Consider the following 25,432-nt stretch of genomic DNA (forward strand, 5'->3'; position numbering starts at 1 on the left):
CTCGTAATCTTTGTAGAGCTTTTACGCGGCATCATCTTTGTAGATATGAAGATCGCGCTGCGGAAACGGTATGGACAAGCCAGCCTTGTCGAACGCCTGTTTCGCATCCTTCGTCAATTGACGGCTAGTCGGATACCAGACAGGTGTTTTGATCCAGACACGGCAGGTGACGCCAACAGCACTGTCACCCAATGAATCAACAAACAGGAACGGCTCGGGATCTGTCAGTACTTCTTCATTGGCGCTAATAACGTCGCGCATTGTTTTCATAGCCAGATCAATGTCGTCGTCATAACCGATACCGATTGAAAGGTCGAAGCGGCGGATTGGCAAGCGTGAGAAATTGGTAATCGGAGAGCCCCAAACTTCCGAATTGGGCGCCAAGCGGTATAAGCCGTCAAGGGTTTTAAATTCCGTTGCGAATAGACCGATTTCCTCGACAATGCCGTCAAAGCTGCCACAGTCGACATAATCACCCACACGGAAGGGGCGCAGGAACAGCAGAACCAAACCCGCCGCAACATTTTGCAATGTGCCTTGCAGCGCCAGCCCAATGGCAAGACCGGCCGCACCCAGCGCCGCGATTATCGATGCTGTTTGAACGCCGAACTGGGAAAGAACCATAATAACGACGACTGCCAGAATGGCATAGCGTGCAACTTTCGAGATGAAGCGCGCCAAAGTCTCATCGGCATTTTTCGTGCGTTTGATGCCGGAATAAACTGCTTTGCGAACCTGACCGGCGATAAAGAAGCCGACAATAAGGAGTAATATCGCTCCAATGACAGAGAAGGTATATTCGACGACTAGACCGCCGACTGTCGCAACCAAGCCTTCCATACCCGTGCTTAATTCTGCAAAATTTTGCGTTAATTCTTCCATTTCGTTCAGGCCCTCAGTTTTATTTGTAATTTGCCATACGGCAACGGGATGTCAGCTTGAAAAGTTCCATCGTGTCAATGTACCCGCTATGAAGCCGGATATAGGTCAGCAGGATCAAGAGGAAAGACAAAAGGTGATCCTTCATAGGCATTTACGCCGCGGTCTATCGCCCGCACAGCATCAACCATACGGCCGGAACGTCCCATAATGTCATCTGCTATCTTGATCATGGCAGGATTGGGCGTTGCAAAAGGGGCCGCCCAGCGCAGTGCATTGGCCAGCTCCATTTCATCCACTTCTGGGTTCAGTGTTAAAACACCAATATATGCCGACGCTGTGGCGCGTGAAACGCCCATCCAGCAATGTATGCACATGGGGGCTTTTTGATCCCATTCATGCATAAACATCATAATCTCGCGCACATCCTGCTCTTCAGGCATAATATGTCCTGCCAAGGGAGAGGCGATGTCATTAAAGCCAAGTGCTTTGTGGTTGCCGGGTGCGATAGTGCCGAGTTTCGGGACGTCCTGCTCATCCGAAAGCACCGTCAATACATGGCTGGCTTTGTGCTCTGTAACAGTCTGCTTGACTTTGGATAGAGGGCATACCGCAAAATATGGCATCAGTTTTTTCTCTTCGGATTGAACTGCGATGCTAACGTTTCAAAGCGCAACAAAAACGCCGACTGTGCTTCATCGGTTGGCATAGGATCAAGCACAAGTCCGTCGGGCGTTATGTTGTCCGGTCTTCCAAAGTAGGTTGCCGCTTCTTCTGTGTCAAAACCAGCAAGCCGTGTGGCTTCGTAAAAGGCAGCCACATAGTCGGCTTTTTTGATCGTTTTCTTCGTACTGGCAGGTGTATTGCCCGCAAGCCCGAAGCGTAAATTGATGGCGGCTTGTAAGCGGTTTTCAACCGCGCGGTAACCGCCAGCGCCAATCGCCTGTTTGAAAGGGGATATCATATCGCCGATCACATATTCAGGCGCATCGTGCAAAAGCGCTGTCAGAAGCAAAGCAGGTGAAGCAGATTTTACTGTACGCTCGACGATTTGCTCCACCAGCAATGAGTGTTGGGCCACAGAAAAAGCATGGCTGCCATATGTTTGTCCGTTCCATCTGGCGACCCGTGCAAGGCCATGGGCGATATCGGCAATTTCCACATCCATAGGCGAGGGGTCGAGCAGGTCCAGTCTGCGGCCTGATAGCATCCGTTGCCAGGCACGTTTAGGTGCCGATTTTTGGTCAGGCATCTTTATCGCTTTCGCTTGGCCATGAGTAGGAAACAGAAGGCGGGAGCGACAGTTCTACGCGTGCATTACCCGCTTTAATCTCGTCGCCATTGTCCATCGCATCTTTAACACGGTCGATACGGCATAGGGCTAGCGCGCTTTGTCCAACTTTGGTGCCCAATGTTCCAACTGGCTTTTCATTGGCGATCAAATCAACTGCATCACCGAAATCTGTCTCTGTGCGGGCGATAAGAATACGCCGTCTCGCCGTTTTCCGATGGTGCATACGGCTAATGACTTCCTGACCGATGTAGCAGCCTTTCTTAAAGTCGATACCGCTGTTCTGATCGAGTGAAACATCATGCGGAAACGCATCGCCGAGTTGAAAATCCCGTCCGCTTTCGGCAACGCCGTTTTCTATGCGCAGTGCATCCCACTCGGTTCGGTTGATGGTTTCGATGTCTTTCGGGTAGGAGCGGTATACATCGACATCAGTAAACCGCGTGTCGCGTAAACCATTGCTTGAAGCGCTTGAATCATCATCCCATGAAATGCTGACAAGTGATTCAGTTGATTCAGAAATTTCCACTTTGGAGCGCAGCCGGAACATCTTCATCCGCTGGATGAAGGCGTCCGCCGAGTCTGTATCAATGTCTATCAGATAAGAATTATCTCCGGTTTTACTAACCAGAAAATCAAACATGATTTTGCCTTGCGGCGTTAACAGCGCACCTGCCTGTGCAATGCCGGGCTCAAGCTTTTCGATGTTGCAGGTCAGCACATTATGCAGAAGATGCGTGGCATCCGGACCATCAAAAGTGATGAGTGATCGATCGTCTAAAACAACATTCGGCACAGCATTATCCTCAAGCAAATCAGATGGCTTTTAGTTAAGCGGCATGCCGTTCAACGGCAAGGGAAAATGGAAAATTTAGCGCAGTGGAATTTAACGAGCCTAGTCACCGGCGACAAAAAAGAGCCAGCGGCCCTCCGGTGTGATGCCAACGCGAAAGAATATATAGGCGCCAAATGACACCATGTCTTCATAATCGCCGGCGGTTACCAGTTTGAAAAGCTCAACACGTTGCGGCGGGGTTAAATCCTGCAATGGGACAGCATAAAAATAGGGCCACACATAAAGTTCGTTTTCAGTGCCGCCATCCAGACGTGAAAACCCGGCTTCCATGACTTCAAGTAATATGGCCAAAATTTCATGGCCTTCTTTGTCGCCTGATACCGATTGAATGTAATTAATCGGATCGCCTTCAATATCGGTCAGTGACAGCCGTGTAATATCGGAGCCTTTGCCGATCAAAGGCCGCAATTGTTCAGGGTCACCGGATCGGGCCGCTTCCATGATCAGTTCACGCATACGGCGAACAGCAAATGGCAGTTCGTCAACATCATAAAGAATTTCGATTTTCTGGTCGGCATCACCAAAACCGGTCTGGGATTGCGCCGGATTTCGCGCAGGATTAGCTTCAGGCGGCCGCTCAAAATCCAATGGATTGTTGGGATCAAAACCCCTTTGAATCGGGTCTGGTAAGGGCACCATAACCGACGGCGGCGCTTTGCCGTCATTGTCTTGCGTCAGAGCAGCAGTGGCGGGCAGGAAAAGCGCCGCGGCGGTAATTAGTGTAAAAAACGTCTTGGTGTTCACAGTCTTCCGCACATTCTTGCCAGTTCGAAAATAATAGAAATTGCCGAAATGTAAGTGTAACCGAGTTTCAATCAAAACGCATTGCGGTCGCCAAATATTTTACATGAATTTTTTGCGTTTAGCCGGAGCAGGAACGTGTCTTCAGACTATTGAATTGTGCGGTAGGGCAAAAACTCACCGGATAAAATGCGCTCCCTAAGCGTATCGGCGAGCTCTAACGCTGCATCTTCACCTTCGGTGCGGATCATCTCTTCCATAGCTGTTGCAATAGCAGCATCGGCGAGAATGGACGCGTCTATACCCTCCATCATACCGTCTGCCCAAGCTTCATTATGAACTTCGCGCGCAGCAACCCGCTTCTCATTGGCAATGACTTCGTCAAGCTCTTCTAATTTTTCGTCGGTAATCATAACACTAACTCAAAGGCGATTGCCTAAACTCTTTAATCTTTAAAATACACAGTAACACAAAAAATACGATTGTAACTGCCGGTGAACTGATAGATTTACTCTTGGTAAACATCACTGGGCATAGCGGTTATTGGTCTCGATTGCCAGTGCTCTGCCTTCATTCATATAGGCGTCAACTGCCTCCAATGCTTGCGGTGTGCAGCTTGTATAAACGCTGTCAAAACCGCGATAGCCTTTATTAAAGCTGGAAATCAGCTGCGCACGGCGGTTCGGGTCTGGTCTTTCAACGGTCAAAAGCGCTTCCATCTCTTCGCGCCATTCATTGGATACGTCGCCGCACAGATTGCGCAAATAATGGATGGAGCCGAGCACTTCAGCAAGCCGCGCCAAACGCTCATCATAGGGCGCAGCATTGGTTTGTGCGAATGACGCGATAGGCGATGCCGCGCAAAGCAATATAGCTGCGAGCAATGCAGCTATTTGCTTGAAAAAATTCTGCCGCCTCGAATAATTCAACCTGAACACGCGCTCCTGAATACAGATTTGATCTTGTTTCATGAAATAACACCAGAAAAAAGTGTTATTTTTGAGATATTTGTACGTCGGGATGAAATGCATGCGCAACAAAAGCGAATGTCACATCATAGACAACGTCTTTTCCGTTCTGTTGAACAAGGACAGTGCCGACATCGCGGCCGTTCTGAATATCGCTTTGATCAAGCGCCGAGTTTTGTCCAGCCGTCCAGGTCAACGTGTAATCCTCAATCGTCAGCTTACCCGCTTCTGCTATTTTATTCATTGTGATGATAATAGGTTGATCGCCGCTATTGCGGATAATCACCACGCGTTCCATCGGGTTAATATAGTCGGGAAGCTGGCCATCATATAGAAATGGCGCGCCGCTGCCATCATAGCCTGCATAGGGGTTACGCCCGTAATCACGATAGTTGGAATTGTTGGGAACAAGAACCACGCCAGCCGGATTCTCGGTCTTAAATTCTGCATAGGATTGCAGGCGTGACGGGATTAATTTCAGCTTTTTGCCGGTTGCCTCGCCAACGATAGCTTCGCCGGTAAATTGTTGCCACCAATTGTCGCCGCCGCGATCATACATAATCAGATTGGAGTCTTTTAGTTTGCCGGTTGTGCCAAATTCCAAGGTTTCGCCGTCAACGCGCCGGTCAAACACGATCGATGAATTGCACAGCGGACAATAGGTAACCGCCACCGGAACATCGCCGACGACATCATTGACGATTTCATGCCATGTCAGAATTTGTAAGGGGTAGGCTTTGGCCTCGCCATTGATTGTTAGCCCGATGACAGGCTCGCTATCCGATAGAAAGTCGATTTCACTTGGAGCTTTGAACTGCGGGTTATCAATTGATGGAATACCATCGCGCGGAGGCCCGCCGCTTGAAACACGCGCAAGATCAATGGAGGTTTTGGAGAAATCGGTTTTCCAGCCTTCCTGCGTCCATTGAATTGGATCGGCTTGGCCGGTGCTTAAAAAACCAATCACCATTAAAAAGACAAGGCCAAAAATTGTGAAAAATCTCTGCATCATCACTCTCCCGTTTGGCTAGGAGTATGCAGACCGCTGCGGAATTCGCCTATTAAAGATCAATCACAATTGCTTGACTGGTCTCGTCGGGCAATGCGCTGGGCAAAATCCAGCGTTGAGTCTGTCACGTCAAAATCATCAAAATCCTCAAGTGCTACCCAGCGCACGTCTGCCGCATCATCACCGGCAATTGGTGTTCCGCGCGCCGTGCCTGTATGGACACATAAAATGTAATGGTAATCGGCGCCTGCATCATTGTTTATGATTTCAACAGGCGCAAAGAAGGTGACATTGCTTGCTACAAGACCTGTCTCTTCGTGCAACTCACGTATTGCAGCATCAACAAGCGTCTCTCCAAATTCGACGCGTCCGCCGGCAAACGCCCATTTCCCCTTTGAGGGCGCACGGCCGCGCTTGACCAAAAGAAATGCACCATTGTCCGCGTTCCGAGCTGCAATCGAAACAGCTACTTGGGGTTTTAGAGTTGGCTTGCGCATGTATTTAAACCAATACTTTCGGAAAGAATTTCTTACCAGTAGTAAATTCTAACTATTGCTACCCTTAACGGTTTCCATTTCCAATGTTTATTGGGTATCAATAGTTACTTTGAATTGAGAGGGGGCGAGCTTAAAAGGGCTTGGCGAAAATATGATGTATCGTTTTGTTATCGCCACATTGCTGGCGGCAATTTTAGCTGGTTGTGCGACCTTGAACGAAGATCAATGTAACACAACTGACTGGTATACATTGGGTAATGCTGACGGCGCGAGCGGCAAATCTGTTAACACCATCAACGCACATGCCGAAGCCTGTGTAGAATACGGCATTACGCCTGATCGCGAAGCTTGGCGTTCCGGTTGGGACTTGGGTATTCGCCAATATTGCACACCATCTAATGGTGTGGAGAAGGGGCGCAGCGGTCGCTTTAACAGCAATTCCTGCCCCGTCGAACTTTCAGCGAATTTCAATGAAGGCTATCGTCTTGGTAGAAACGTCTATGACGCTAAACAAGCGCAAGCATCTCTCAAACGTGAAATCGATGATGATATTGTCGCCATTTCGGAAGCTAAGGGCAAAGATCGCGTAAGATTGCAACTGCAATTGGAAATCAAGCGTAATAGGCAGTTTGAACTGCAAAACCGGATCAATGATGCCGAACGCGCTGTAGACCGGTTTCTGTATAGCCGGTTTTAAGTCTGGTTCCGCATGAAAAAGCCAATGGTGCGAGGGAAACACCATTGGCTTCGGGCGGGAGGATTTGGCTAGAGGGAGGCCAATATGAATCGCTACAACCGCTTATTGAGGCGTTGCAGACGGATCTGTCGGCTGTAGCTCAGCATCCGGGGCAGGTTTTATCTGCACATCGTCAGCAGGTGCTACTGCATCATCATTGATCGCGCCTGTGCTTTCTTGTTCAAGAGGCGGGTTCGTCGTGTCGGCACCAGTTTGAGTGCCGCCGTCCTGAGAGCAAGCCGCAACGGCTAGCATTGCAGCGGCTGCAGACATAATTGGTAGTAGACGTTTCATCATACTTCTCCTTTTCGATATATTGGAAAAATGCGAGAACATGTTTTTGGTTGCGCGCGGTGTGATAGCAATTGGTTACGGATTGAAAACTTATGTGTGGACGCTTCTCGCTCATCCATAGTTCGGAAGAGCTGCAAAATGTATTTGCTGTGGCCGGGGTCGAGGATTTCCCCCCGCGTTACAATATTGCGCCGACGCAACCGATTATGACCATATCAGCAGGCCTTCCGCGAGAGGCAGGGTCAAATCTGCCGGAACGCGATGCGCTTTTGATGCGGTGGGGTCTATTACCGGCATGGGTAAAAGATCCGGGTGACTTTCCATTGCTTATTAATGCGCGCAGTGAAACCGCCGCGACAAAGGCATCGTTTAAGAATGCGATGCGGCATCGCCGCATTTTAATTCCCGCCTCAGGGTTTTACGAATGGAAGCGTGACAAGCAAACCGGCCAGAGCCAAGCCTATTGGGTGCGGCCCAAGAGCTGTGGGCTTGTTGGCTTCGCCGGATTGGCGGAAACATATATGAATAAGGACGGTGCGGAGATCGACACGGCTGCATTCTTAACCGCACCAGCAAACAAGGAGTTCTCCTCTATCCACCACCGTATGCCAATTGCCGTTGGAGAAGCCAACTTTCAGCGTTGGCTTGATTGCCGCAATCAGGAGCCGCGGCATATTTCTGATCTGTTACATGCGCCACAAGAAGGTATGTTTGAAGCAATTGCCGTGTCGGATTTGGTAAATAAGGCCTCTAATACAACGCCGGATATCCAGACACCTGTTACGCCAAAAGATTTCGCACAAAAGAAAGAAACCAAACCGGCAGACGATGCGCAAGGATCGTTATTCTAAATAGAAAGAAGCGAAGGGGACCAGGTATCCTAATATGTTTCCCCTGGTCCGAGAGAAAACAGAGTAGCGATGAAAAATGGGGCGCAAACTCCATCGCAGGATACCTGGCTCCCGCTTACGCGGGATGACGTTTGGTAACCTTAAATTGGCGCAATGCATAGTATGTTGATAAAATAATTTACGACTTGGTAAACATAACTGGCCGCACCACAGTTTTTCATGCTGTGAAAGGCTGATTGAGCAATATCTGGCAGGAATATAGCTTTGGTACTTCTGTTAAGCTTGAAGCTTTAACAATCAATGCTATGCACATTTTGATAATTTGCCCGCTACACTAGGGTGGCGGTTTCAACTCACTGGAATCAATCTGATGGACTTGCGCCTTTACAATACGCTGACACGAAACAAAGAAACATTCGAGCCGATCGATGCCGGTAATGTGCGTATGTATGTCTGCGGTCCTACCGTTTATGATTTCGCACATATTGGTAATGCGCGGCCGGCTATCGTTTTCGATGTGCTTTATCGTCTGCTGCGCCATGTCTATGGTGAAAAGCACGTCACATATGTCCGCAATATCACCGATGTGGATGACAAAATTAACGCGCGTGCGCTACGTGATTTTCCTGATTTGCCGCTCAATGAAGCCATTCGCAACGTTACGGAAAAAACGGCCGATCAGTACCGCAAAGATGTGGAGGCACTGGGCTGTCTGCCCCCAACGATCGAGCCACGCGCTACCGAGTTCGTGCTGCCACGTACGGACGGCAAGTCCGATATGGTTACGCTCATTCAAAATCTGCTGGATAAAAACCATGCTTATATCGCAACGGGCAGCGAAGGCAGGGAAGTGCTTTTCGATGTGACATCCATGGACAGCTATGGCGCATTGTCCAACCGCAAACTTGAGGACCAGCAGGCAGGCGCGCGCATTGAAGCCAAAGACCACAAGAAAAATGCGGGCGACTTTGTTTTATGGAAAGAGTCCAGTGCGAATGAGCCGGGCTGGGATGCGGTGTTTAACGGCGAAACAATTCACGGCCGTCCCGGCTGGCATATTGAATGTTCTGCAATGAGCGATGCCTATTTGGGCAAAACTTTCGATATTCATGGCGGTGGTTTGGACCTTATTTTCCCGCATCATGAGAACGAAATCGCGCAAAGCTGCTGCGCGCATGGCACACAGAAAATGGCGAATTACTGGATGCACAACGGCTACCTTCAGGTCGAAGGTAAAAAGATGTCAAAGTCCGTCGGCAACTTTGTGACAATTCACGAATTGCTCCATACGGACAAATTCGGCGGTCGCAAATGGCCGGGCGAAGTGCTGCGCCTTGCTATGCTGATGACGCATTATAGAGAGCCGATTGATTTTAGCATAAAGCGTCTGGAAGAGGCCGAGGCCGTGCTTAAGAAGCTCTGGCGCAAAGTTGACGAAGGCAATAATGCCGGTGAATTAAATACGGTGATCAATGCACTTGCCGATGATTTGAACAGTTCGGACGCAATCGCAAAACTCAGCAGCCTATCAGGGAGCGCGCTTGCGCAGGCCTTTGAAATGCTCGGTATAAAGCGCAGCAAAGCAGAAAGCGATGTGGATGTATCCGTGATAGAAACGGCAATCGCAGAACGTCTTGCTTTCTTTGCTGAGAAAAACTTTGCTGAAGCGGACCGTATCCGCGATGAACTGCTGTCTCAAGGAATCCAGCTAAAGGATTCAAAAGACTCAGAAACCGGCGAGCGCGTCACGACGTGGGAGATCAAACGGTAGAGGTTTGTGATGGTAATAACAGGCGGGTGCCAGTGCGGCGCTATACGATATCAGGCTGATAGTCTGGGCAGGGCATCCATTTGCCATTGCCGCATGTGCCAGAAGGCATTTGGCGGATTTTTCGGCCCGCTGGTATCGGCAAACAATATCGTTTGGACACGCGGCAAGCCAAAGCATTTTCATTCGTCAAATCGCAACTGGCGCGGGTTTTGCGATAATTGCGGCACGCCGCTTACCTATGAATTTGACGGCGGCATCGAGCTTGCAATCGGAACATTGGACGATCCTTCCATTGCGCCGCCGCAAGTTCAGGTGAACCTGCCGGACCGCTGCAGTGCCACTATCGGGCTTTTCGAATTACCTGAAGTCGAACCAATGGTGCTGGATGAAAACGCTGAATGGAATGTCGGTGTTATCTCCAATCAACATCCCGATCACGAGACAAAAGAATGGCCAAAACAATGACAGAACTGACAGGCGGGTGCCAATGCGGCGCGGTACGCTACAAATTGACGTCAAAGGTTCAAGACCCGCATCTATGTCACTGCCGGATGTGCCAGAAGGCCGCAGGCAATTATTTCATGCCGCTCGGCGGCGTTAAACGCGATGATTTTCATATCACGCGGGGCGAGGCGTCATGGTTCCATTCTTCCGGTCCCGTCCGGCGCGGCTTTTGCAGCAATTGTGGTACACCGCTCTTTTTCGAGACAGTGGGTCACGACGGCATGGCGGTAACGCTTGGCTCTTTGGACGATCCCAATGCAGTGCCGCCTGTTTCAACCTATGGCAGCGAAGCACAATATTCGTGGCTGGGCGCAATCTGTGCGCAAACGGGAAGAGAAACAGAAGAGTCAGAAGAGCTCGATGGTTATTCCGTAAAAGAAATTGCAGCGACAAACCATCAACATCCCGATCATGATACCAAGGAGTGGCCACAAAACTCCTGACGGTCTGCATTGCGCTCACTGTCATCCTGATTTACTAGGAGCATGGAAAAGGGGTGGGCCAGGATATGATTGATCATTCAGGTATCAGCGTAGCACATATAGGCAAAGCGATTGCGTTTTATGATCAGGCTCTTACCGCTCTAGGATTTTCCATGCTGGCCGAAGTTCCCAAGGAATATACGGACGGCAAGCGTGTGGTTGGCTATGGTGCACAGCGTCCTCAATTCTGGTTGAGTGAAGGTGAAACCCAAAAACCACCGGTGCACTTTGCTTTTTCAGCATCAAACCGCGCCGCCGTTGATGCTTTTTATGAAGCAGCCTTAAAAGCGGGCGGTTCTGACAATGGTGCGCCCGGACCCCGCCCACATTATCATGAAAATTATTACGGTGCCTTCGTGCTGGATCCGGAAGGAAACAATATCGAAGCCGTATGCCATAAAGCGGAAACAGAATGAGCGAATTACGTACACTTTATCCGGAGCTGGAGCCTTTCGACAGCGGTTTTATGGATACCGGCGACGGTCATTCAATCTATTGGGAACGCGTGGGAACCAAGGGCGCGAAACCGGCTGTTTTTCTGCATGGCGGCCCGGGCGGCGGCTTTGCGCCCGTTCACAGAAGGCTTTTTGATCCGGCACTATATGATGTGATTTTGTTCGATCAGCGCGGATGCGGAAAATCCACACCCTTCGCGTCATTGGAAAATAATACTACGTGGCATCTGATTGACGATATCGAGCGCTTTAGAGAGATGATCGGCGTTGAGAAATGGCTCGTCTTTGGCGGCTCATGGGGTTCAACCCTCGCGCTTTCATATGCTGAAAAGCACCCCGACCGCGTGAGCGAGCTTGTCGTGCGCGGCATTTATACACTGACGCGTGCTGAACTCGATTGGTATTATCAATTCGGTGTTTCAGAGATGTTTCCGGAAAAATGGGAGCGTTTCTGCGCACCGATACCAGAGGCGGAACGCGGCGAAATGATGCAAGCCTACCGCAAGCGTCTTGTCGGAGATGACCGCGAAGCGCAAATGGCCGCGGCCAAAGCCTGGAGCGCATGGGAAGGCGAAACGATTACGCTTTTGCCTGAACCGTCAACCAGTGATAAATTTCATGAAGATCAGTTCTCACTGGCATTCGCACGTATTGAGAACCACTTTTTTGTCCATGGTGGCTGGCTGGACGAAGGCCAATTGCTGCGTGAAGCGCATAAGCTGGCTGACATTGAAGGAACAATAGTCCACGGCCGCTATGACATGCCATGTCCGGCACGTGTTGCATGGGAATTACACAAAGCGTGGCCGAGAGCTGATTTCCACCTGATAGAAGGCGCGGGCCATGCATTTTCGGAGCCGGGTATTTTAGACCAGCTTATCCGTGCAACTGATCGTTATGCAGGCAAGACTGACTAATGGCTGAAAATAACAACAAAAAACAGCGGGTTTACCTGTTCGACACGACCTTGCGTGACGGTCAACAAACACCGGGCGTCGACTTTTCGGTCGATGACAAAATTGCCGTTGCCGATATGTTGGATGCTTTCGGCCTTGATTATATCGAGGGCGGTTATCCGGGGGCAAATCCCACCGATACAGATTTCTTTGCTAAAAAACGCACTCAAAAAGCGAAGTTTGTAGCCTTTGGCATGACCAAACGTGCCGGTGTGTCAGCGTCGAATGATCCGGGCTTGGCAGCGCTTATTGCCTCCAATTCGGATGCTGTCTGTTTTGTTGCAAAAGCCTGGGATTATCATGTGCGCGTTGCGCTTGGATGCAGCAATGACGAAAATCTTGAAAACATAACGCAGTCTGTTCAGGCGACCGTCAAAGCAGGCAAGGAAGCTTATGTGGACTGCGAGCATTTCTTTGACGGCTATAAAGCCAATCCGGACTATGCAATTTCCTGCGCCAAAACAGCTTATGACGCGGGTGCGCGCTGGGTCGTGCTGTGTGATACAAATGGCGGCACGCAGCCCGATGAAGTGCGCAATATCGTCAAAGAGGTGATTGCGGCCGGTATCGACGGCCACAGATTGGGCATCCACGCCCACAATGATACCGAGCAGGCGGTGGCAAACTCACTCGCTGCGGTTGATGCGGGCGCACGGCAAATTCAAGGCACGCTGAATGGCCTGGGCGAACGGTGCGGTAACGCAAATCTGATCACATTGATTGCGACACTTGCCTTGAAAGATAAATGGTCAGCGCGTTTTGAAACCGGCATTACAGAAGAAAAACTGAGCGAACTGACTCATCTTTCCCGCTCCTTTGATGAATTGCTCAACCGTGCGCCAGCCAGCCAGTCGCCTTATGTTGGCGCTTCGGCCTTCGCCACGAAGGCAGGCATCCATGCGTCCGCACTATTAAAAGATCCGGCAACTTACGAGCATGTTGAACCGGATCGCATAGGCAATACGCGCCGCGTGATGGTGTCGGATCAGGGCGGTAAATCGAATTTCCTGAACGTGTTGGCACGCCACGGCATTAATGTGCGCAAAGATGATTCGCGCCTTGATACGCTGATCGCGATCGTCAAAGAGCGCGAAGCCTCCGGCTATTCCTATGAAGGCGCTGACGCAAGTTTTGAGCTTTTGGCAAGACGCACACTGGGTGAAGTGCCCACATTTTTCAGCGTGGACAGCTACCGCATTGGGGTGGAACGTCGCCACAATGCCTCCGGACAGCTTATTACAGTGTCGGAAGGCGTTGTTAAGGTGACTGTCGACGGTGTCCAGCATATGAGCGTTTCGGAAGGGCATGGCCCGGTGAACGCGCTGGATCTGGCGCTGCGTAAAGATCTTGGCAAATATCAGGCTGAAATCCAGGATTTGGAACTGGTGGACTATAAGGTGCGTATCTTGAACGGCGGCACCGAGGCGATCACCCGCGTATTGATTGAATCAACCGATGTCAGCGGCAAACGCTGGTGGACCGTTGGTGTCAGCGACAATATTATTGACGCATCATTCATCGCGCTGATGGATTCAATTACTTTCAAACTGTTGAAAAACAGAGGCACAGCCGGTCTGAGCGCCGCAGAGTAAGGTTTTCATACCCCTATAATAGTGCCCGTCATTTGTTTTGAAACCATGTCAATTTTTATCATGCATATTATGAGGAAATTGGATATGGCAATGAGATGCGCCCGACCTTTTCTCATGAGACTGCCCAACAAGCCCGCGAACCGCTCGCAGGCTTTGCCTATGCGATAGGCGCTTATGTTTTATGGGGTTTTCTGCCGCTTTACATGAAGATGGTCGATCATATGCCCGCCGTGGAGGTGGTCGCACATCGTGTTTTGTGGTCGATTCCTGTCGCAGGCATAATCGTACTTTGGCTCAAGCGCACAGAAGATTTGAAAGCGGCATTAAAAAGCCCGCGCACCTTGCTTATGGCATGTGTGACAGCCGCATTGATCTCGATCAACTGGGGTGTCTATGTGTGGGCAATTGCGGAAGGACGCGCAATTGAGGGCGCGTTGGGCTATTATATCAACCCGCTGATCAATGTGTTGTTGGGCGTGGTTCTACTGGGCGAACGCTTTACAAAGCTACAAATGGCGGCCGTTGTCTGTGCCGTTATTGCAGTTTGTTTTCTGACATTTGGTGCGGGGAAATTGCCTTGGGTATCTTTGGCGCTTGCAGGTTCGTTCGGTATCTACGGGTATTTACGCAAAACACTACCCGTTGGACCGACACAAGGCTTTTTGCTCGAAGTTATTATTCTTGCCATCCCCGCTTTAGTCGTCGTTTTCTGGATCAATGCCACAGGTAACGGGCATTTCGGACAAACCGGATGGGGCGATATGGGACTATTGATGTTTGCAGGCCCGGCAACCGCTATTCCGCTTATTCTTTATGCGTTTGGTGCCAAGCAATTGCGCTATACGACAATGGGAATCTTGCAATATATCGCGCCAACGATGATTTTTTTAACAGCGGTGTTCGTGTTTGGAGAGCCGTTCTCCAGCATACAGGCCATTGCATTCGGTTTCATTTGGACCGGCTTGGCACTTTATACATGGTCCCTGTTTAAAGCGGCTAAGTGATATCCAAATATTGCTAAACCGCGACAGGCTTCCGTGAAGCGGCTTCATCAATAATCGCTGGCACAACAGCATCAATATCGTCAATGAAAAGCGGTTTGATCTTGTTCTGCGAATGTAGAAAACCGCCTTCTGCCATATGGTCGATCAGCGTGATGAACGGATTCCAGAAACCGTTCAGATTGGCAAAGGCGATGGGCTTGTTATGCCGGTCAAGCTGCCCCCATGTTATCATTTCGACAACTTCTTCCAATGTGCCAATGCCGCCGGGCAGGGTGATAAACGCATCAGCACGTTCAAACATAAGCTGTTTGCGGGTATGCATATCCTGCGTAACAATGAAATCATCAAGCTGATCCATTGCATCGGGTGAACGTTCATGACGCATCAGAAAATCAGGGATGATGCCGGTCACCTTGCCGCCATGTTCCATGACGCCGCCAGCGACAGCGCCCATCAGGCCATGCGTTCCACCGCCATAAACAAGCCGGATACCGCGTTCGGCCATAGACTTGCCAAGCTGGCGTGCCGCAGCTTCAAAACTCGTGTCGACACCCGAGGAGGAGCCGCAATAAACACATATAGATTCTATTTTTTTCATACCGCCTTGTGGCTGACAGACCTTTTCCGGTCAAGGCTTGCAAGTTCATAGAGTCATTTGCGATTCAGCGCTTTAAGAGGTAGACATATAAGGAACAAAAGTGCGGCTAGTGGCAGCGGATAAAATTCAGGGGCAGTTATGGGTAAAGAAAGTATAGGAGTTTGGCTGTTTGCAGGCGTTATCGGATTAACCGGGCTGGGTGCATCCGGTTATCTGGGTGATCCCAATAAACTGCTTGAGCCGTTTAAATCCATTTCTGCGTCAAGTGATGTCACTGAAAATGCCGCTGAGACTACGCCTGAACCACAGGATGAAAAACCTGCGGAAACTGAAAAGGCTGAGATGGAGCCGTCAGAGCCAAAGCAAGAGCGTTTGCAGGTCGAAGAAGAGGCTGGGGCTGTAGAAGAAAAAGCTGTTGCGCCCGAAGAGACGGAAGTTACCGAAAAGCCTTCTGTTGCCGATGAAAGCGAAAACACCGCCGAGAGTTCTTCTGCGACTGATAGCGATGTAGAGTCTGATACAGCAATTGCCGAGCCGGAAACCAGCACGCAGGAAACGAGCACGCAAAAGACCGAGCAAGCTACTGCGGAAGCTGAGCAGAAACCTGAAGCCGAGCCTGAGAAACAGGCTGAAGCTGCGCCTGAAAGCATCGTTCCGACATTTGATATTCTGCGTGTTGAGCCAAATGGCGATATGGTCATTGCAGGCGTTGCAGCGAGTAACGCGGATGTCGAAATCGTTGCCGGTTCTAAATCCTTGGCGGTAACCAAATCTAACAATAGCGGTGAGTTCGTTGCTATACTCGACGAGCCGTTGGCACAAGGCGATTACGAGATTGTTTTGCGCGCCACGCAAAACGATGGTTCGGTCGCTACATCGCTTGAGACCGCGATTGTTTCCATACCTGAAAAAGGCAGCAATGACGTTTTGGCTTTGGTCGAGGCACCGGGCGCGCCTTCAAGGTTGATTACGAAATTAGAACCGAAAGAGGCAGTGCAAACCGCCGAAGCACCTGAAGTAGCTGGCAGTGAAGAAGACGAGGCTGTTGCAGAAATAAACGAGACGCCAAAACCAGCTGCGCCCGAAGAGGAAGCTGCTCAAATCGCCGAAAATGAACCTTTACAGGAAGAGCCGCCGCAACAAAAAGCAGGTGAACTGGTTCGCATTGAAGCGGTGGAAATTGACGGCGAAAAAGTCTTTGTGGCCGGTGCAACTGATGCGGGCGCGCGCATCCGGGTTTATGCCAATGAGATCGTGTTGGGCGAAGATATTGCAAATGATGAAGGCCGCTTTCTGGTCGAAGCCAACCGCAATTTGCCTGTCGGTGACTATGTTATTCGTGCTGACAGGCTAAGCGAAAACGGCGTCGATGTTGTCAGCCGCGCCGCTGTGCCTTTTGCCCGTGCTGAAGGGACAAAACTCGCCGCTGTGGCGGTTCCAAAAGCACCCGAACTACCTGACAATGCACCGGAAATTTCATCCGAACCTGCTGACACCGCGCCGGACAGCAGCGCAACCGCAGAGGCTTCAGACGACAACAATGCACCTGCAACGGTAAGCAACGTGGAGGATACACCAACAAAGGCCGAAGTTGCAGCCAGCCCGAGGGAAAATGTCACCGACGATCAGGTTGCGGAAAGCACCGCACCGCAGTCACAGCCGGCTACAGAGCAACAAGTTGCTGCAACTCAAAAGCCAGCCGACATTCAAACGACAGGCAATGTAAATGAGCGTTTGAAGCCTGTTGATTCGTCGGTGATTATCCGGCGGGGAGATACGCTTTGGCAGATATCCAGACGTGTTTACGGGCGCGGAATAAAGTACACAACAATTTATCAGGCAAATGAGGATCAGATTAAAAACCCGCATAAAATCTGGCCCGGCCAAGTATTTGCCTTGCCTGAAAATGCAGATGAATCGGATACGGCTGCAAACTAAACTTCATAGCGCACGCACCTTGTTTTGTGTGCGCACAGACCCAAATTAGACTTACCACAGCAGAGGCTTTTGCCGCGCTAAACCTTCACGACTAAAGGCTGTTCCCTTGGCAAAGAAAACCGTAACGACCGACAATAGCGGTACGTTTAAAACGATAGCGAATCTGTGGCCTTATATGTGGCCATCCGAACGCCCGGACCTTAAGCGGCGCGTTTTATGGGCAGCATTTTATCTTGTTATTTCCAAGCTTATCCTGATGCTTGTGCCCTACAGTTTCAAATGGGCGACCGATGCTCTTAATGGCGAACTGGATTTTGCGGTAGACAGCTGGGTTCCGGCAATTTTGCTCGGGCCGATTATGCTGGTTGTTGCCTATAATGTCTTTCGCGTTGTCAATGTCGGTTTTCAACAATTGCGCGATGCGCTTTTTGCCTCTGTTGGCCAATATGCTGTGCGCCAGCTCGCGCATAAAACGTTCAAACATATGCACCGCCTGTCGCTGCGCTTTCATTTGGAGCGCCGCACCGGCGGTCTGTCACGTATCATTGAGCGCGGCACAAAAGGCATTGAAGCAATCGTACGCTTCACAATCCTCAACACACTGCCAACAATATTGGAGTTCGCACTCGTCGCCGCTATCTTTGGTTTCAACTATGGGTGGGAATATGTCGCTGTAACGGCACTGACCGTTTTCGGTTATTCATGGTTTACAATCCGGGCATCGGACTGGCGCATTCAAATTCGGCGCGACATGAACGACTCCGATACGGATGCAAATTCAAAAGCAATTGATTCACTGCTGAACTTTGAGACGGTCAAATATTTCGGCAATGAAGACATGGAAGCCGAGCGCTTTGACAAGTCAATGGCAAGCTATGAACGGTCGGCCACCCGCGTCTGGACGTCGCTAGGCTGGCTTAACTTCGGGCAGGGCGTCATTTTCGGGGCGGGTATGCTTGTCATGATGTGGATGTCTGCCAGATCCGTGATTGCCGGTGAGAGCACGATTGGTGATTTCGTATTTATCAACGCCATGCTGATGCAGCTTTCCATTCCGCTTAACTTTATCGGCTTTATTTATCGCGAAATTCGCCAAGGCCTGACGGATATTGAGCAAATGTTCGACCTGTTGGATGTCGATGCTGAAGTGCAGGACGCACCCGATGCGCAGCCTTTGGTCATCGAAAATGGCAACATCAAATTCAATGATGTTTATTTTGCTTATGATGAAAACCGGCCGATATTAAAGGGCATTTCATTTGAAGTGCCTGCCGGAAAATCCGTTGCGATTGTCGGGCCTTCAGGCGCAGGCAAATCGACGCTATCACGTTTGCTGTTCCGCTTTTATGATGTGCAGAAAGGTGCCATCACGATTGACGGTCACGATCTGCGCGACGTAACGCAAAAATCCCTGCGTGCAGCCATAGGCATGGTCCCGCAGGATACTGTTCTATTCAATGACACACTGGCTTATAATATCCGCTATGGGCGGCCTGATGCGAGCCAGGAAGAAATTGAAAAAGCGGCGGAGCTTGCACAGATCGGCAATTTTGTACGCACGGTGCCCGATGGCTTTAACGCGATGGTCGGTGAGCGCGGCTTGAAGCTTTCAGGCGGAGAAAAACAGCGTGTCGCAATTGCCAGAACTATTTTAAAGGCGCCGCCGATCCTGATTCTGGACGAAGCGACATCAGCGCTTGATACAGCGACCGAGCAGGAAATTCAGGATTCATTGGATGAAGTCTCGAAAGGGCGCACGACATTGGTTATCGCGCACCGGTTGTCCACCGTTATTAAATGTGATGAGATCATCGTTTTGAGGGATGGTTTGATTGCAGAACGCGGCCGCCATGCTGAATTGATGAAGCTGAAAGATGGCCTATATGCCAAAATGTGGGAGCGCCAGATGGAGGCAACCGAAGCGGAGCAGCGCTTGCGTAAAGCACAGGAAGCTGATGAGCTCGGTGTTGTCTTACGCAAGAAAACAAGCGATAGCTGATGCCGAATCCGCTAATAGGCGCTGTATAGTTTCCGCAGCGTTTGAAAACATAAATGAAACCGTTAGAGCGTAAAATATGAGTCTGGTTGACAGTATTCAAAAAGTCTTGGTCCCTATCCACCGCGAAGGGTGGCCTTTTATCGGCATATTTGCCTTGGTCACTATTGTTCTGGGTTTAATTTGGGAGCCACTGTTCTTTGTCGGCTTGGTTTTAACGGCTTGGTGTACCTACTTTTTCAGGGATCCGGAACGCACGACCCCGATTGACGATGATATTGTGGTAAGCCCCGCAGACGGTGTTGTTTCAGCGATTGGACCGGCTGTGCCGCCTGAGGAGTTGGAACTTGGCGATGATGAGTGGACCCGCATTTCAGTTTTCATGAATGTCTTTTCGGTTCATGTTAACCGCGCACCGGTGAGGGGCGAGGTGTCCAAAATTGCCTACAAACCCGGTAAGTTCCTCAATGCGGATCTTGATAAGGCAAGCCGCGAGAATGAGCGCAACGGGCTGGTGATTGAAAGCCCGCATGGCCAAATCGCAACGGTACAGGTGGCCGGATTGGTTGCGCGCCGTATCTTGTGCTTCATCAATGAAGGCGAACAGGTCGCGACAGGTGAGCGTTTTGGTTTAATCCGTTTTGGTTCGAGACTTGATATCTACTTGCCGAAATCTGCTGTGCCGCAGGTTGCCGTTGGCCAAAATGCGATAGCGGGCGAAACGGTTCTGGCCGGTTTTGGCAATGATTATAAACTGCGCGTTACGCGCAAAGGTTGATAACGCATGTCGATGGATGACGCCTTTCCGCCTTTTGAGCCGGATGGCCCTGAGAAATATAATGAAAATCAACGCAAGCGATTGCGTGAAATTCCTTTGCGCTATCTGGTGCCGAACATTGTTACTGTGCTGGCCATCTGCGCCGGACTGTCGGCTGTGAGAATGGCATTTGAACAACGGTTCGAGGCCGCGATCGGCCTTACGCTCGTTGCCGCTTTGCTGGACGGGATGGACGGGCGTATTGCGCGTCTTTTAAAAGCATCTTCAAAATTCGGTGCCGAAATGGATTCGCTTGCCGATGTCATTAATTTTGGCTGCGTACCCGCACTGATCCTTTACATTTATGTTCTCGATGAAACCAAGCAATTCGGCTGGATTGCCGCTTTGATTTATGTCATCGCTGCCGCCTTGCGTCTGGCTAGGTTCAATATCACGCTTGATGATCATGCCAGACCCAAATGGCAAAAGGCTTACTTTACCGGCATTCCGGCACCGGCAGCCGCTTTGCTGGTTTTATTGCCTGTTTATATTGGTTTTCTCGGCCTAGCGGCTGACTGGGTAACCGCATCATTTGTTTCGGTTTACACAATCATTATTGGCTTCCTGATGGTATCAAATCTGCCTGTATGGAGCGCGAAAACGGTCGGCGGCATAGCACGTTCGGCGGTTATGCCGATTATGCTGATTGTTGTCTTATACGTTGCCGCATTGGCCAACTTCACATGGACAACGCTAACGCTTTCCGCATGTGCCTATTTGGCATTTTTGCCCTATTCGGTTCATATGTACCGGAAAGACGCGCAAAAATATGCCGTGGAGAAAACCGAATCCGATGAGGAAGCTCAGAGCAGCTAGAGCATGTCAGGAAAAGTGGGAACCGGTTTTCCGCCCGGACATGCGGCCAATCAAAGGGTTAGAGCGTGGATGCGATTCAGTGAAAAGCAGACACGTTCTAACGTAACTTAGGAAGGCAGATGATAGTTCTGCCAGCTTTGTGTCGGAACATCCCAGAGCATACCTGTTTGCGTTAGCTCTGGTGAGGTTAGCGGGATGATTTTTGAAGCTGTTTCCTGCGCTGTCGGCAGGCTTTCAGCTTTTTCGCCAGGCATCGCCTGTGCGCGCATATGGGTGCGTGTCGCGCCGGGGTTTACATTATTGACGCGCAAAGGCGTTTTTTCTGTTTCCGCTGCCCATGTACGTCCTAGAATTTCGATTGCAGCTTTAGAGGCGGCATATGGCCCCCAATAAGCACGTGCCGAATGGGCAACGCTTGATGACATCAAAATAGCGCGTCCAGCATCAGACTGGCGCAACAGCGGGTCAGTGGTGCGAATTAAACGCCAAACGCTGTTCAGATTGACAGTCATCAATTCGTCAAATGTCTTGGCCTTAACATGCCCCACCGGTGAAATGGTGCCGAGAACGCCGGCATTGGCCATCAGAATGTCCAGCTTTCCCCAGCGCTCTGCGATCACGCCGCCCAGCCGGTCAATTCCTTCCAGATCTTTGAGATCAAGCGGCACCAATGTGCATTTTCCGCCTTTTTCCTTGATGCTGTCATCAAGTTCCTCAAGCCCGCCAACCGTACGCGCAACGGCAATAACTTCTGCACCGGCCTCGGCCAGTTGAAGCGCGAACTGGTAACCAATGCCGCGTGACGCACCGGTAACCAAGGCCAGACGGCCCGATAAATCAGGTTTGGCAAGACTCATAAAAACACCGATCAGTTATTGTTGGCCAGCAGCGATAGTTTACGCACATTGTCCGGACCGTCTTGGTCCAGCAAGCGGGTAGGGTACTGGTTCGTAAAACAGGCATCGCAGAACTGAGGCACATCCGCATTACGGTTAACTTCGCCAACAGCACGGTAAAGCCCGTCAATGGACAGGAACGACAGTGAATCGACGCGAATAAATTCAGCCATTTCTTCAACGGTCATACGGGATGCAAGAAGTTTCGACTTTTCCGGTGTATCGACGCCATAGAAACAAGGCGACATTGTTGGCGGAGAAGCAATGCGCATATGCACTTCACGGGCACCGGCTTCACGCACCATTTGCACAATCTTTTTCGACGTTGTGCCGCGCACAATACTGTCATCAACCAGAACGACACTTTTGCCTTCCAGCACGAACGGGTTCGCATTGTGCTTCAACTTCACGCCCATATGGCGGATGGCGTCTGTCGGCTGAATAAATGTCCGGCCGACATAATGGTTACGGATAATGCCGAGTTCGAACGGAATATTGGCGCCTTGGGCAAAACCGATTGCTGCCGGTACGCCGCTGTCCGGAACAGGCACGACAATATCGGCATTGCAGGGCTCTTCATTGGCCAGCTCAACGCCGATCTGCTTGCGCACATCATAGACATTGCGCCCTTCAATATTGCTGTCAGGGCGGGCAAAATAAACATACTCAAAAATACAGAAGCGGGATTTTTGTTCTTCCTGCGCCTTAAACGGGAAGTAGCTGTCAATGCCTTTGTCGGTAATGCAAACCAGTTCACCGGGCTTGATATCACGCACAAAGCGCGCGCCCATAATATCAAGAGCACAGGTTTCTGAGGCCAGAATCCATGACCCGTCCAGATCGCCCAGAACGAGAGGTCGGATACCGAGCGGATCACGGCAACCGATCAGTTTTTTGGCAGTCAGAGCCACCAGTGAAAAAGCGCCTTCAAGCTGTACAATGGCTTCCTGAAATTTGGAAAGAATGTCTTTCTTCTCACTCATCGCGACAAGATGCAGAATGGTTTCTGTGTCAGAAGTTGATGAGAAAATGGCACCTTTTCGTTGAAGCTCGCGCTGCACGGTCAGTGCATTGGTAATGTTGCCGTTATGCGCAACTGTCAGGCCGCCGCCATCAAGTTCCGCAAACAGTGGTTGAATGTTGCGCAGTGATGATCCGCCGGTCGTGGCATAGCGCGTATGTCCGATGGACCGGTCACCCGGCAGACGTTCAATGACTGAAGGCTTGGTGAACGTATCACCGATCAAACCCACATGGCGTTCAATATGAAACTGGCCATTATCATAGGTAACAATTCCTGCTGCCTCCTGGCCGCGATGTTGCAGCGCATGAAGGCCAAGCGTTGTAAACGATGCGGCATCGGAGCGGCCATAGATGCCGAACACGCCGCATTCGTCGTGAAAATGATCGTCTGCTTCGTGGTCGGTTGTATGTGTCATGATAGCTAAGTGTCCGTAGCTTGTGCATCATTTTCACCGGAGATCATGCTGTCTATATCTTCCGGCAGGAGGTTGATCATACGGTTCGCAACCGTATCGAGAAATGGTTTGGACTTGGCGTTTTCAATCCAGCCGATTTGTGCGTCGCCGACAAAAAAGTCGATAAACCACACAGCAACCGCTGCAACGATAATACCGCGTGCAGCGCCAAAAACAAAGCCAAGAGTACGGTCCAGCGGGCCAACACGGCTGTCAATGATCATATCTGCAACCCGCATCGTGATCACAGTCACAACAATCAAGGTAACGATAAAGATAAGACCGGCCGCAACAAGCTGGGAAATAAGCTCGTTACCGATGTAATTATTCACCGTCGGCGCGAGCTGCTTGTAAAAGAAAAATGCGGCAACTGCTGCCGCTGCCCAGGAAGCGATTGACAAAACCTCGCGTGAAAATCCGCGTACCATTGCCAGCAATGCTGAAAGAAGCACAAGGCCGATAAAAAGGCCGTCTAGGAGTGTTATTGGCATTAAATGCTATTCCCGTAAGAAGATCGGTGTCATGTACTTAAAAAACCCGATCAAATTATCCCTTAATTCTGAATGACCAAAACATGTCCGGTTTCGTCCATCTATTTTTCATCACTCTCATAGGATAGTGTTTTGCCGCCTGCAATCTTTACGACCAGATCTACAAGTTTTTCCGCTGCAAAAATGCTTTCATCATTGCGTTTTGGTACATCTGAGCTTCCTTTCGGCAATACTGCCGACTTGAACCCCAGTTTTTCGGCCTCTTTGATCCTTTGACCCGCATGGGGCACCGGCCTGATTGAGCCCGAAAGACTAATCTCGCCGAAATAGACGCAGTCTGTCGGCAAAGCAAGTCCGGCCAGCGAAGAAATCAATGCACAAGCCACCGCAAGGTCAGCCGCCGGCTCGGAAATCCGGTATCCGCCGGCGACATTTAAGTAAACATCATGCTGCCCAAGATTGACACCGCAATGCGCCTGTAGAACTGCAATGATCATAGACAGGCGCGATGAATCCCATCCCACAACGGCCCGTCGCGGTGTGCCAAGTGATGTGGGCGCAACAAGCGCCTGTATTTCAACCAAAAGAGGGCGCGTGCCTTCCATCCCGCCAAAGACAGCCGCGCCCGGCGCATTGTCAGCGCGCTCACCCAAAAACAATTCGGATGGATTGGCGACCTGTCTGAGGCCGGATTGCATCATTTCAAAGACACCGATCTCGTCCGTGGGACCAAAACGGTTTTTAAGGGCGCGCAAAATCCGGTATTGATGACTGCCATCGCCTTCAAACTGAATAACGGCATCGACCATATGTTCGACCACGCGCGGACCGGCAATATTGCCTTCCTTGGTAACATGGCCGACCATGACAACAGTTGCACCGGTCGATTTGGCATAGCGTATAAGCGCTTGAGCAGATTGGCGCACTTGCGTCACCGTACCGGGGGCTGAATCTGCGCTGTCGGTCCACATGGTCTGGATCGAATCGATAATCACCAGATCTGGACGCTTTTCCATGTTGCCAAGCGTAGTTAAAATGTCCTCGACATTTGTCTCGGCTGCAAGCTGCACCTGTGTTTCATTGGCTTTAAGCCGTTTTGCGCGCAGGCGAACCTGAGCAACAGCTTCCTCGCCGGACACATAAACAATGTTATGTCCTGCACGTGATAGAGCCGCAGCAGCCTGCATGAGCAGCGTTGATTTTCCAATGCCGGGCTCGCCACCGAGCAATACGGCAGAACCGCGCACAAATCCGCCGCCCGTGACACGGTCAAGCTCGGCTACGCGGCTGACAATGCGCGGTGCTTCCTCAATCTCGCCATCCAGTGAGGTGAGGGGAACCACACGTCCCTTTTGCGGTGCGCGGCCCGGCCCGCCGCCAATACCGGCCAGAGGGTTGTCTTCAACAATGGTGTTCCATTCGCCGCACCCGTCGCATTTGCCTTGCCATTGCGTGTGAACCGTACCGCAATTTTGGCAGACAAATGCGGTTTTTGATTTTTTAGCCATACAGAATT

Annotated in this window: 28 protein-coding genes; 13 read left to right on the forward strand and 15 right to left on the reverse strand. The window is 50.6% G+C overall.

Annotated elements, in window-relative coordinates; genetic code table 11:
• Positions 1 to 21: 21 nt before the first annotated feature.
• From SU32_RS03745 to SU32_RS03785, 9 genes are all read right to left on the reverse strand, one after another.
• Positions 22 to 882, reverse strand: coding sequence for a mechanosensitive ion channel family protein (locus SU32_RS03745; RefSeq protein ID WP_053997998.1), 861 nt, complete (start codon positions 880 to 882; stop codon positions 22 to 24).
• Positions 883 to 968: 86 nt separating this feature from the next.
• Complete coding sequence (locus SU32_RS03750; RefSeq protein ID WP_053997999.1) at positions 969 to 1,505, reverse strand: tyrosine phosphatase family protein; 537 nt, start codon at positions 1,503 to 1,505, stop codon at positions 969 to 971.
• On the reverse strand, positions 1,505 to 2,137 hold the full coding sequence (locus SU32_RS03755) for a YfbR-like 5'-deoxynucleotidase (protein ID WP_425394259.1): 633 nt from the start codon (positions 2,135 to 2,137) through the stop codon (positions 1,505 to 1,507). Before SU32_RS03755 ends, SU32_RS03750 begins: the two co-directional genes overlap by 1 nt.
• Positions 2,124 to 2,966, reverse strand: coding sequence for a CAF17-like 4Fe-4S cluster assembly/insertion protein YgfZ (gene ygfZ, locus SU32_RS03760; protein WP_211097670.1), 843 nt, complete (start codon positions 2,964 to 2,966; stop codon positions 2,124 to 2,126). Before ygfZ ends, SU32_RS03755 begins: the two co-directional genes overlap by 14 nt.
• Before the next feature lie 99 nt (positions 2,967 to 3,065).
• Positions 3,066 to 3,770, reverse strand: a complete 705-nt coding sequence (locus tag SU32_RS03765; protein ID WP_211097671.1) for a hypothetical protein — start codon at positions 3,768 to 3,770, stop codon at positions 3,066 to 3,068.
• Positions 3,771 to 3,916: 146 nt separating this feature from the next.
• A complete protein-coding gene (locus SU32_RS03770; protein WP_053998003.1) occupies positions 3,917 to 4,180 on the reverse strand; it encodes a hypothetical protein in 264 nt (87 codons plus the stop codon).
• A gap of 111 nt (positions 4,181 to 4,291) precedes the next feature.
• Positions 4,292 to 4,738 carry a TIGR02301 family protein gene (locus tag SU32_RS03775; RefSeq protein WP_082376402.1) on the reverse strand — a complete coding sequence of 149 codons (447 nt, stop codon included), beginning with the start codon at positions 4,736 to 4,738 and terminating at the stop codon, positions 4,292 to 4,294.
• Between the two features lie 22 nt (positions 4,739 to 4,760).
• Positions 4,761 to 5,747 carry a DUF3179 domain-containing protein gene (locus tag SU32_RS03780; protein WP_245625485.1) on the reverse strand — a complete coding sequence of 329 codons (987 nt, stop codon included), beginning with the start codon at positions 5,745 to 5,747 and terminating at the stop codon, positions 4,761 to 4,763.
• A gap of 56 nt (positions 5,748 to 5,803) precedes the next feature.
• Positions 5,804 to 6,241, reverse strand: coding sequence for an NUDIX hydrolase (locus SU32_RS03785; protein ID WP_053998005.1), 438 nt, complete (start codon positions 6,239 to 6,241; stop codon positions 5,804 to 5,806).
• Between the two features lie 151 nt (positions 6,242 to 6,392).
• Here SU32_RS03785 and SU32_RS03790 point away from each other — a divergent pair, with 151 nt between their 5' ends.
• Positions 6,393 to 6,938: a DUF2799 domain-containing protein gene (locus SU32_RS03790; protein WP_082376404.1), complete on the forward strand. Its 546-nt coding sequence runs from the start codon at positions 6,393 to 6,395 to the stop codon at positions 6,936 to 6,938.
• A 102-nt stretch (positions 6,939 to 7,040) separates the two neighbouring features.
• Here the strand turns inward: SU32_RS03790 and SU32_RS03795 are convergent, their stop codons facing one another.
• Positions 7,041 to 7,274, reverse strand: coding sequence for a hypothetical protein (locus SU32_RS03795; protein ID WP_144421025.1), 234 nt, complete (start codon positions 7,272 to 7,274; stop codon positions 7,041 to 7,043).
• An 89-nt stretch (positions 7,275 to 7,363) separates the two neighbouring features.
• Between SU32_RS03795 and SU32_RS03800 the strand changes: the two genes are divergently transcribed.
• The 8 genes from SU32_RS03800 (at position 7,364) to rarD (ending at position 14,886) form a co-directional block, all read left to right on the forward strand.
• Positions 7,364 to 8,122, forward strand: a complete 759-nt coding sequence (locus tag SU32_RS03800) for an SOS response-associated peptidase (RefSeq protein WP_053998008.1) — start codon at positions 7,364 to 7,366, stop codon at positions 8,120 to 8,122.
• Between the two features lie 370 nt (positions 8,123 to 8,492).
• Positions 8,493 to 9,893, forward strand: a complete 1,401-nt coding sequence (gene cysS / locus SU32_RS03805; protein ID WP_053998009.1) for a cysteine--tRNA ligase — start codon at positions 8,493 to 8,495, stop codon at positions 9,891 to 9,893.
• A 9-nt stretch (positions 9,894 to 9,902) separates the two neighbouring features.
• The gene (locus SU32_RS03810) at positions 9,903 to 10,358 is read left to right on the forward strand and encodes a GFA family protein (protein ID WP_053998010.1); all 456 of its coding nucleotides are present in this window, start codon (positions 9,903 to 9,905) and stop codon (positions 10,356 to 10,358) included.
• On the forward strand, positions 10,355 to 10,840 hold the full coding sequence (locus tag SU32_RS03815) for a GFA family protein (RefSeq protein ID WP_082376407.1): 486 nt from the start codon (positions 10,355 to 10,357) through the stop codon (positions 10,838 to 10,840). The genes SU32_RS03810 and SU32_RS03815 overlap by 4 nt, the downstream gene beginning before the upstream one ends.
• A gap of 65 nt (positions 10,841 to 10,905) precedes the next feature.
• Complete coding sequence (locus SU32_RS03820; protein ID WP_053998074.1) at positions 10,906 to 11,295, forward strand: VOC family protein; 390 nt, start codon at positions 10,906 to 10,908, stop codon at positions 11,293 to 11,295.
• The gene (gene pip / locus SU32_RS03825; protein ID WP_053998012.1) at positions 11,292 to 12,251 is read left to right on the forward strand and encodes a prolyl aminopeptidase; all 960 of its coding nucleotides are present in this window, start codon (positions 11,292 to 11,294) and stop codon (positions 12,249 to 12,251) included. The genes SU32_RS03820 and pip overlap by 4 nt, the downstream gene beginning before the upstream one ends.
• Positions 12,251 to 13,882 (forward strand): citramalate synthase, encoded by a 1,632-nt coding sequence (cimA, locus tag SU32_RS03830; RefSeq protein ID WP_053998013.1) that lies wholly within the window; start codon positions 12,251 to 12,253, stop codon positions 13,880 to 13,882. Before pip ends, cimA begins: the two co-directional genes overlap by 1 nt.
• A gap of 95 nt (positions 13,883 to 13,977) precedes the next feature.
• Complete coding sequence (gene rarD / locus SU32_RS03835) at positions 13,978 to 14,886, forward strand: EamA family transporter RarD (RefSeq protein ID WP_053998014.1); 909 nt, start codon at positions 13,978 to 13,980, stop codon at positions 14,884 to 14,886.
• A gap of 13 nt (positions 14,887 to 14,899) precedes the next feature.
• Here the strand turns inward: rarD and SU32_RS03840 are convergent, their stop codons facing one another.
• On the reverse strand, positions 14,900 to 15,484 hold the full coding sequence (locus SU32_RS03840) for an LOG family protein (protein ID WP_053998015.1): 585 nt from the start codon (positions 15,482 to 15,484) through the stop codon (positions 14,900 to 14,902).
• 138 nt (positions 15,485 to 15,622) lie between these two features.
• On the opposite strand from SU32_RS03840, the gene SU32_RS03845 reads away from it, so the two are divergent.
• From SU32_RS03845 to pssA, 4 genes are all read left to right on the forward strand, one after another.
• Entirely contained in the window at positions 15,623 to 17,422 is a 1,800-nt protein-coding gene (locus SU32_RS03845; protein WP_053998016.1) for a LysM peptidoglycan-binding domain-containing protein, read from the forward strand.
• Positions 17,423 to 17,528: 106 nt separating this feature from the next.
• On the forward strand, positions 17,529 to 19,421 hold the full coding sequence (locus tag SU32_RS03850) for an ABCB family ABC transporter ATP-binding protein/permease (protein WP_053998017.1): 1,893 nt from the start codon (positions 17,529 to 17,531) through the stop codon (positions 19,419 to 19,421).
• Positions 19,422 to 19,497: 76 nt separating this feature from the next.
• The gene (locus tag SU32_RS03855; protein WP_053998018.1) at positions 19,498 to 20,196 is read left to right on the forward strand and encodes a phosphatidylserine decarboxylase; all 699 of its coding nucleotides are present in this window, start codon (positions 19,498 to 19,500) and stop codon (positions 20,194 to 20,196) included.
• Positions 20,197 to 20,208: 12 nt separating this feature from the next.
• Positions 20,209 to 21,051: a CDP-diacylglycerol--serine O-phosphatidyltransferase gene (gene pssA / locus SU32_RS03860; protein WP_053998019.1), complete on the forward strand. Its 843-nt coding sequence runs from the start codon at positions 20,209 to 20,211 to the stop codon at positions 21,049 to 21,051.
• Between the two features lie 107 nt (positions 21,052 to 21,158).
• Here the strand turns inward: pssA and SU32_RS03865 are convergent, their stop codons facing one another.
• The 4 genes from SU32_RS03865 to radA all read right to left on the reverse strand — a co-directional run bounded on the left by SU32_RS03865 (position 21,159) and on the right by radA (position 25,424).
• Entirely contained in the window at positions 21,159 to 21,908 is a 750-nt protein-coding gene (locus tag SU32_RS03865; RefSeq protein WP_053998020.1) for an SDR family NAD(P)-dependent oxidoreductase, read from the reverse strand.
• A gap of 11 nt (positions 21,909 to 21,919) precedes the next feature.
• Positions 21,920 to 23,386 carry an amidophosphoribosyltransferase gene (purF, locus tag SU32_RS03870; RefSeq protein ID WP_053998021.1) on the reverse strand — a complete coding sequence of 489 codons (1,467 nt, stop codon included), beginning with the start codon at positions 23,384 to 23,386 and terminating at the stop codon, positions 21,920 to 21,922.
• 5 nt (positions 23,387 to 23,391) lie between these two features.
• Positions 23,392 to 23,916, reverse strand: coding sequence for a CvpA family protein (locus SU32_RS03875; RefSeq protein ID WP_053998022.1), 525 nt, complete (start codon positions 23,914 to 23,916; stop codon positions 23,392 to 23,394).
• Between the two features lie 101 nt (positions 23,917 to 24,017).
• Positions 24,018 to 25,424: a DNA repair protein RadA gene (gene radA, locus SU32_RS03880; protein WP_053998023.1), complete on the reverse strand. Its 1,407-nt coding sequence runs from the start codon at positions 25,422 to 25,424 to the stop codon at positions 24,018 to 24,020.
• Positions 25,425 to 25,432: the final 8 nt, after the last annotated feature.

It is taken from the genome of Ahrensia marina (assembly GCF_001293565.1).
In the GTDB taxonomy this organism is placed as follows: Bacteria; Pseudomonadota; Alphaproteobacteria; order Rhizobiales; family Rhizobiaceae; genus Ahrensia; species Ahrensia marina.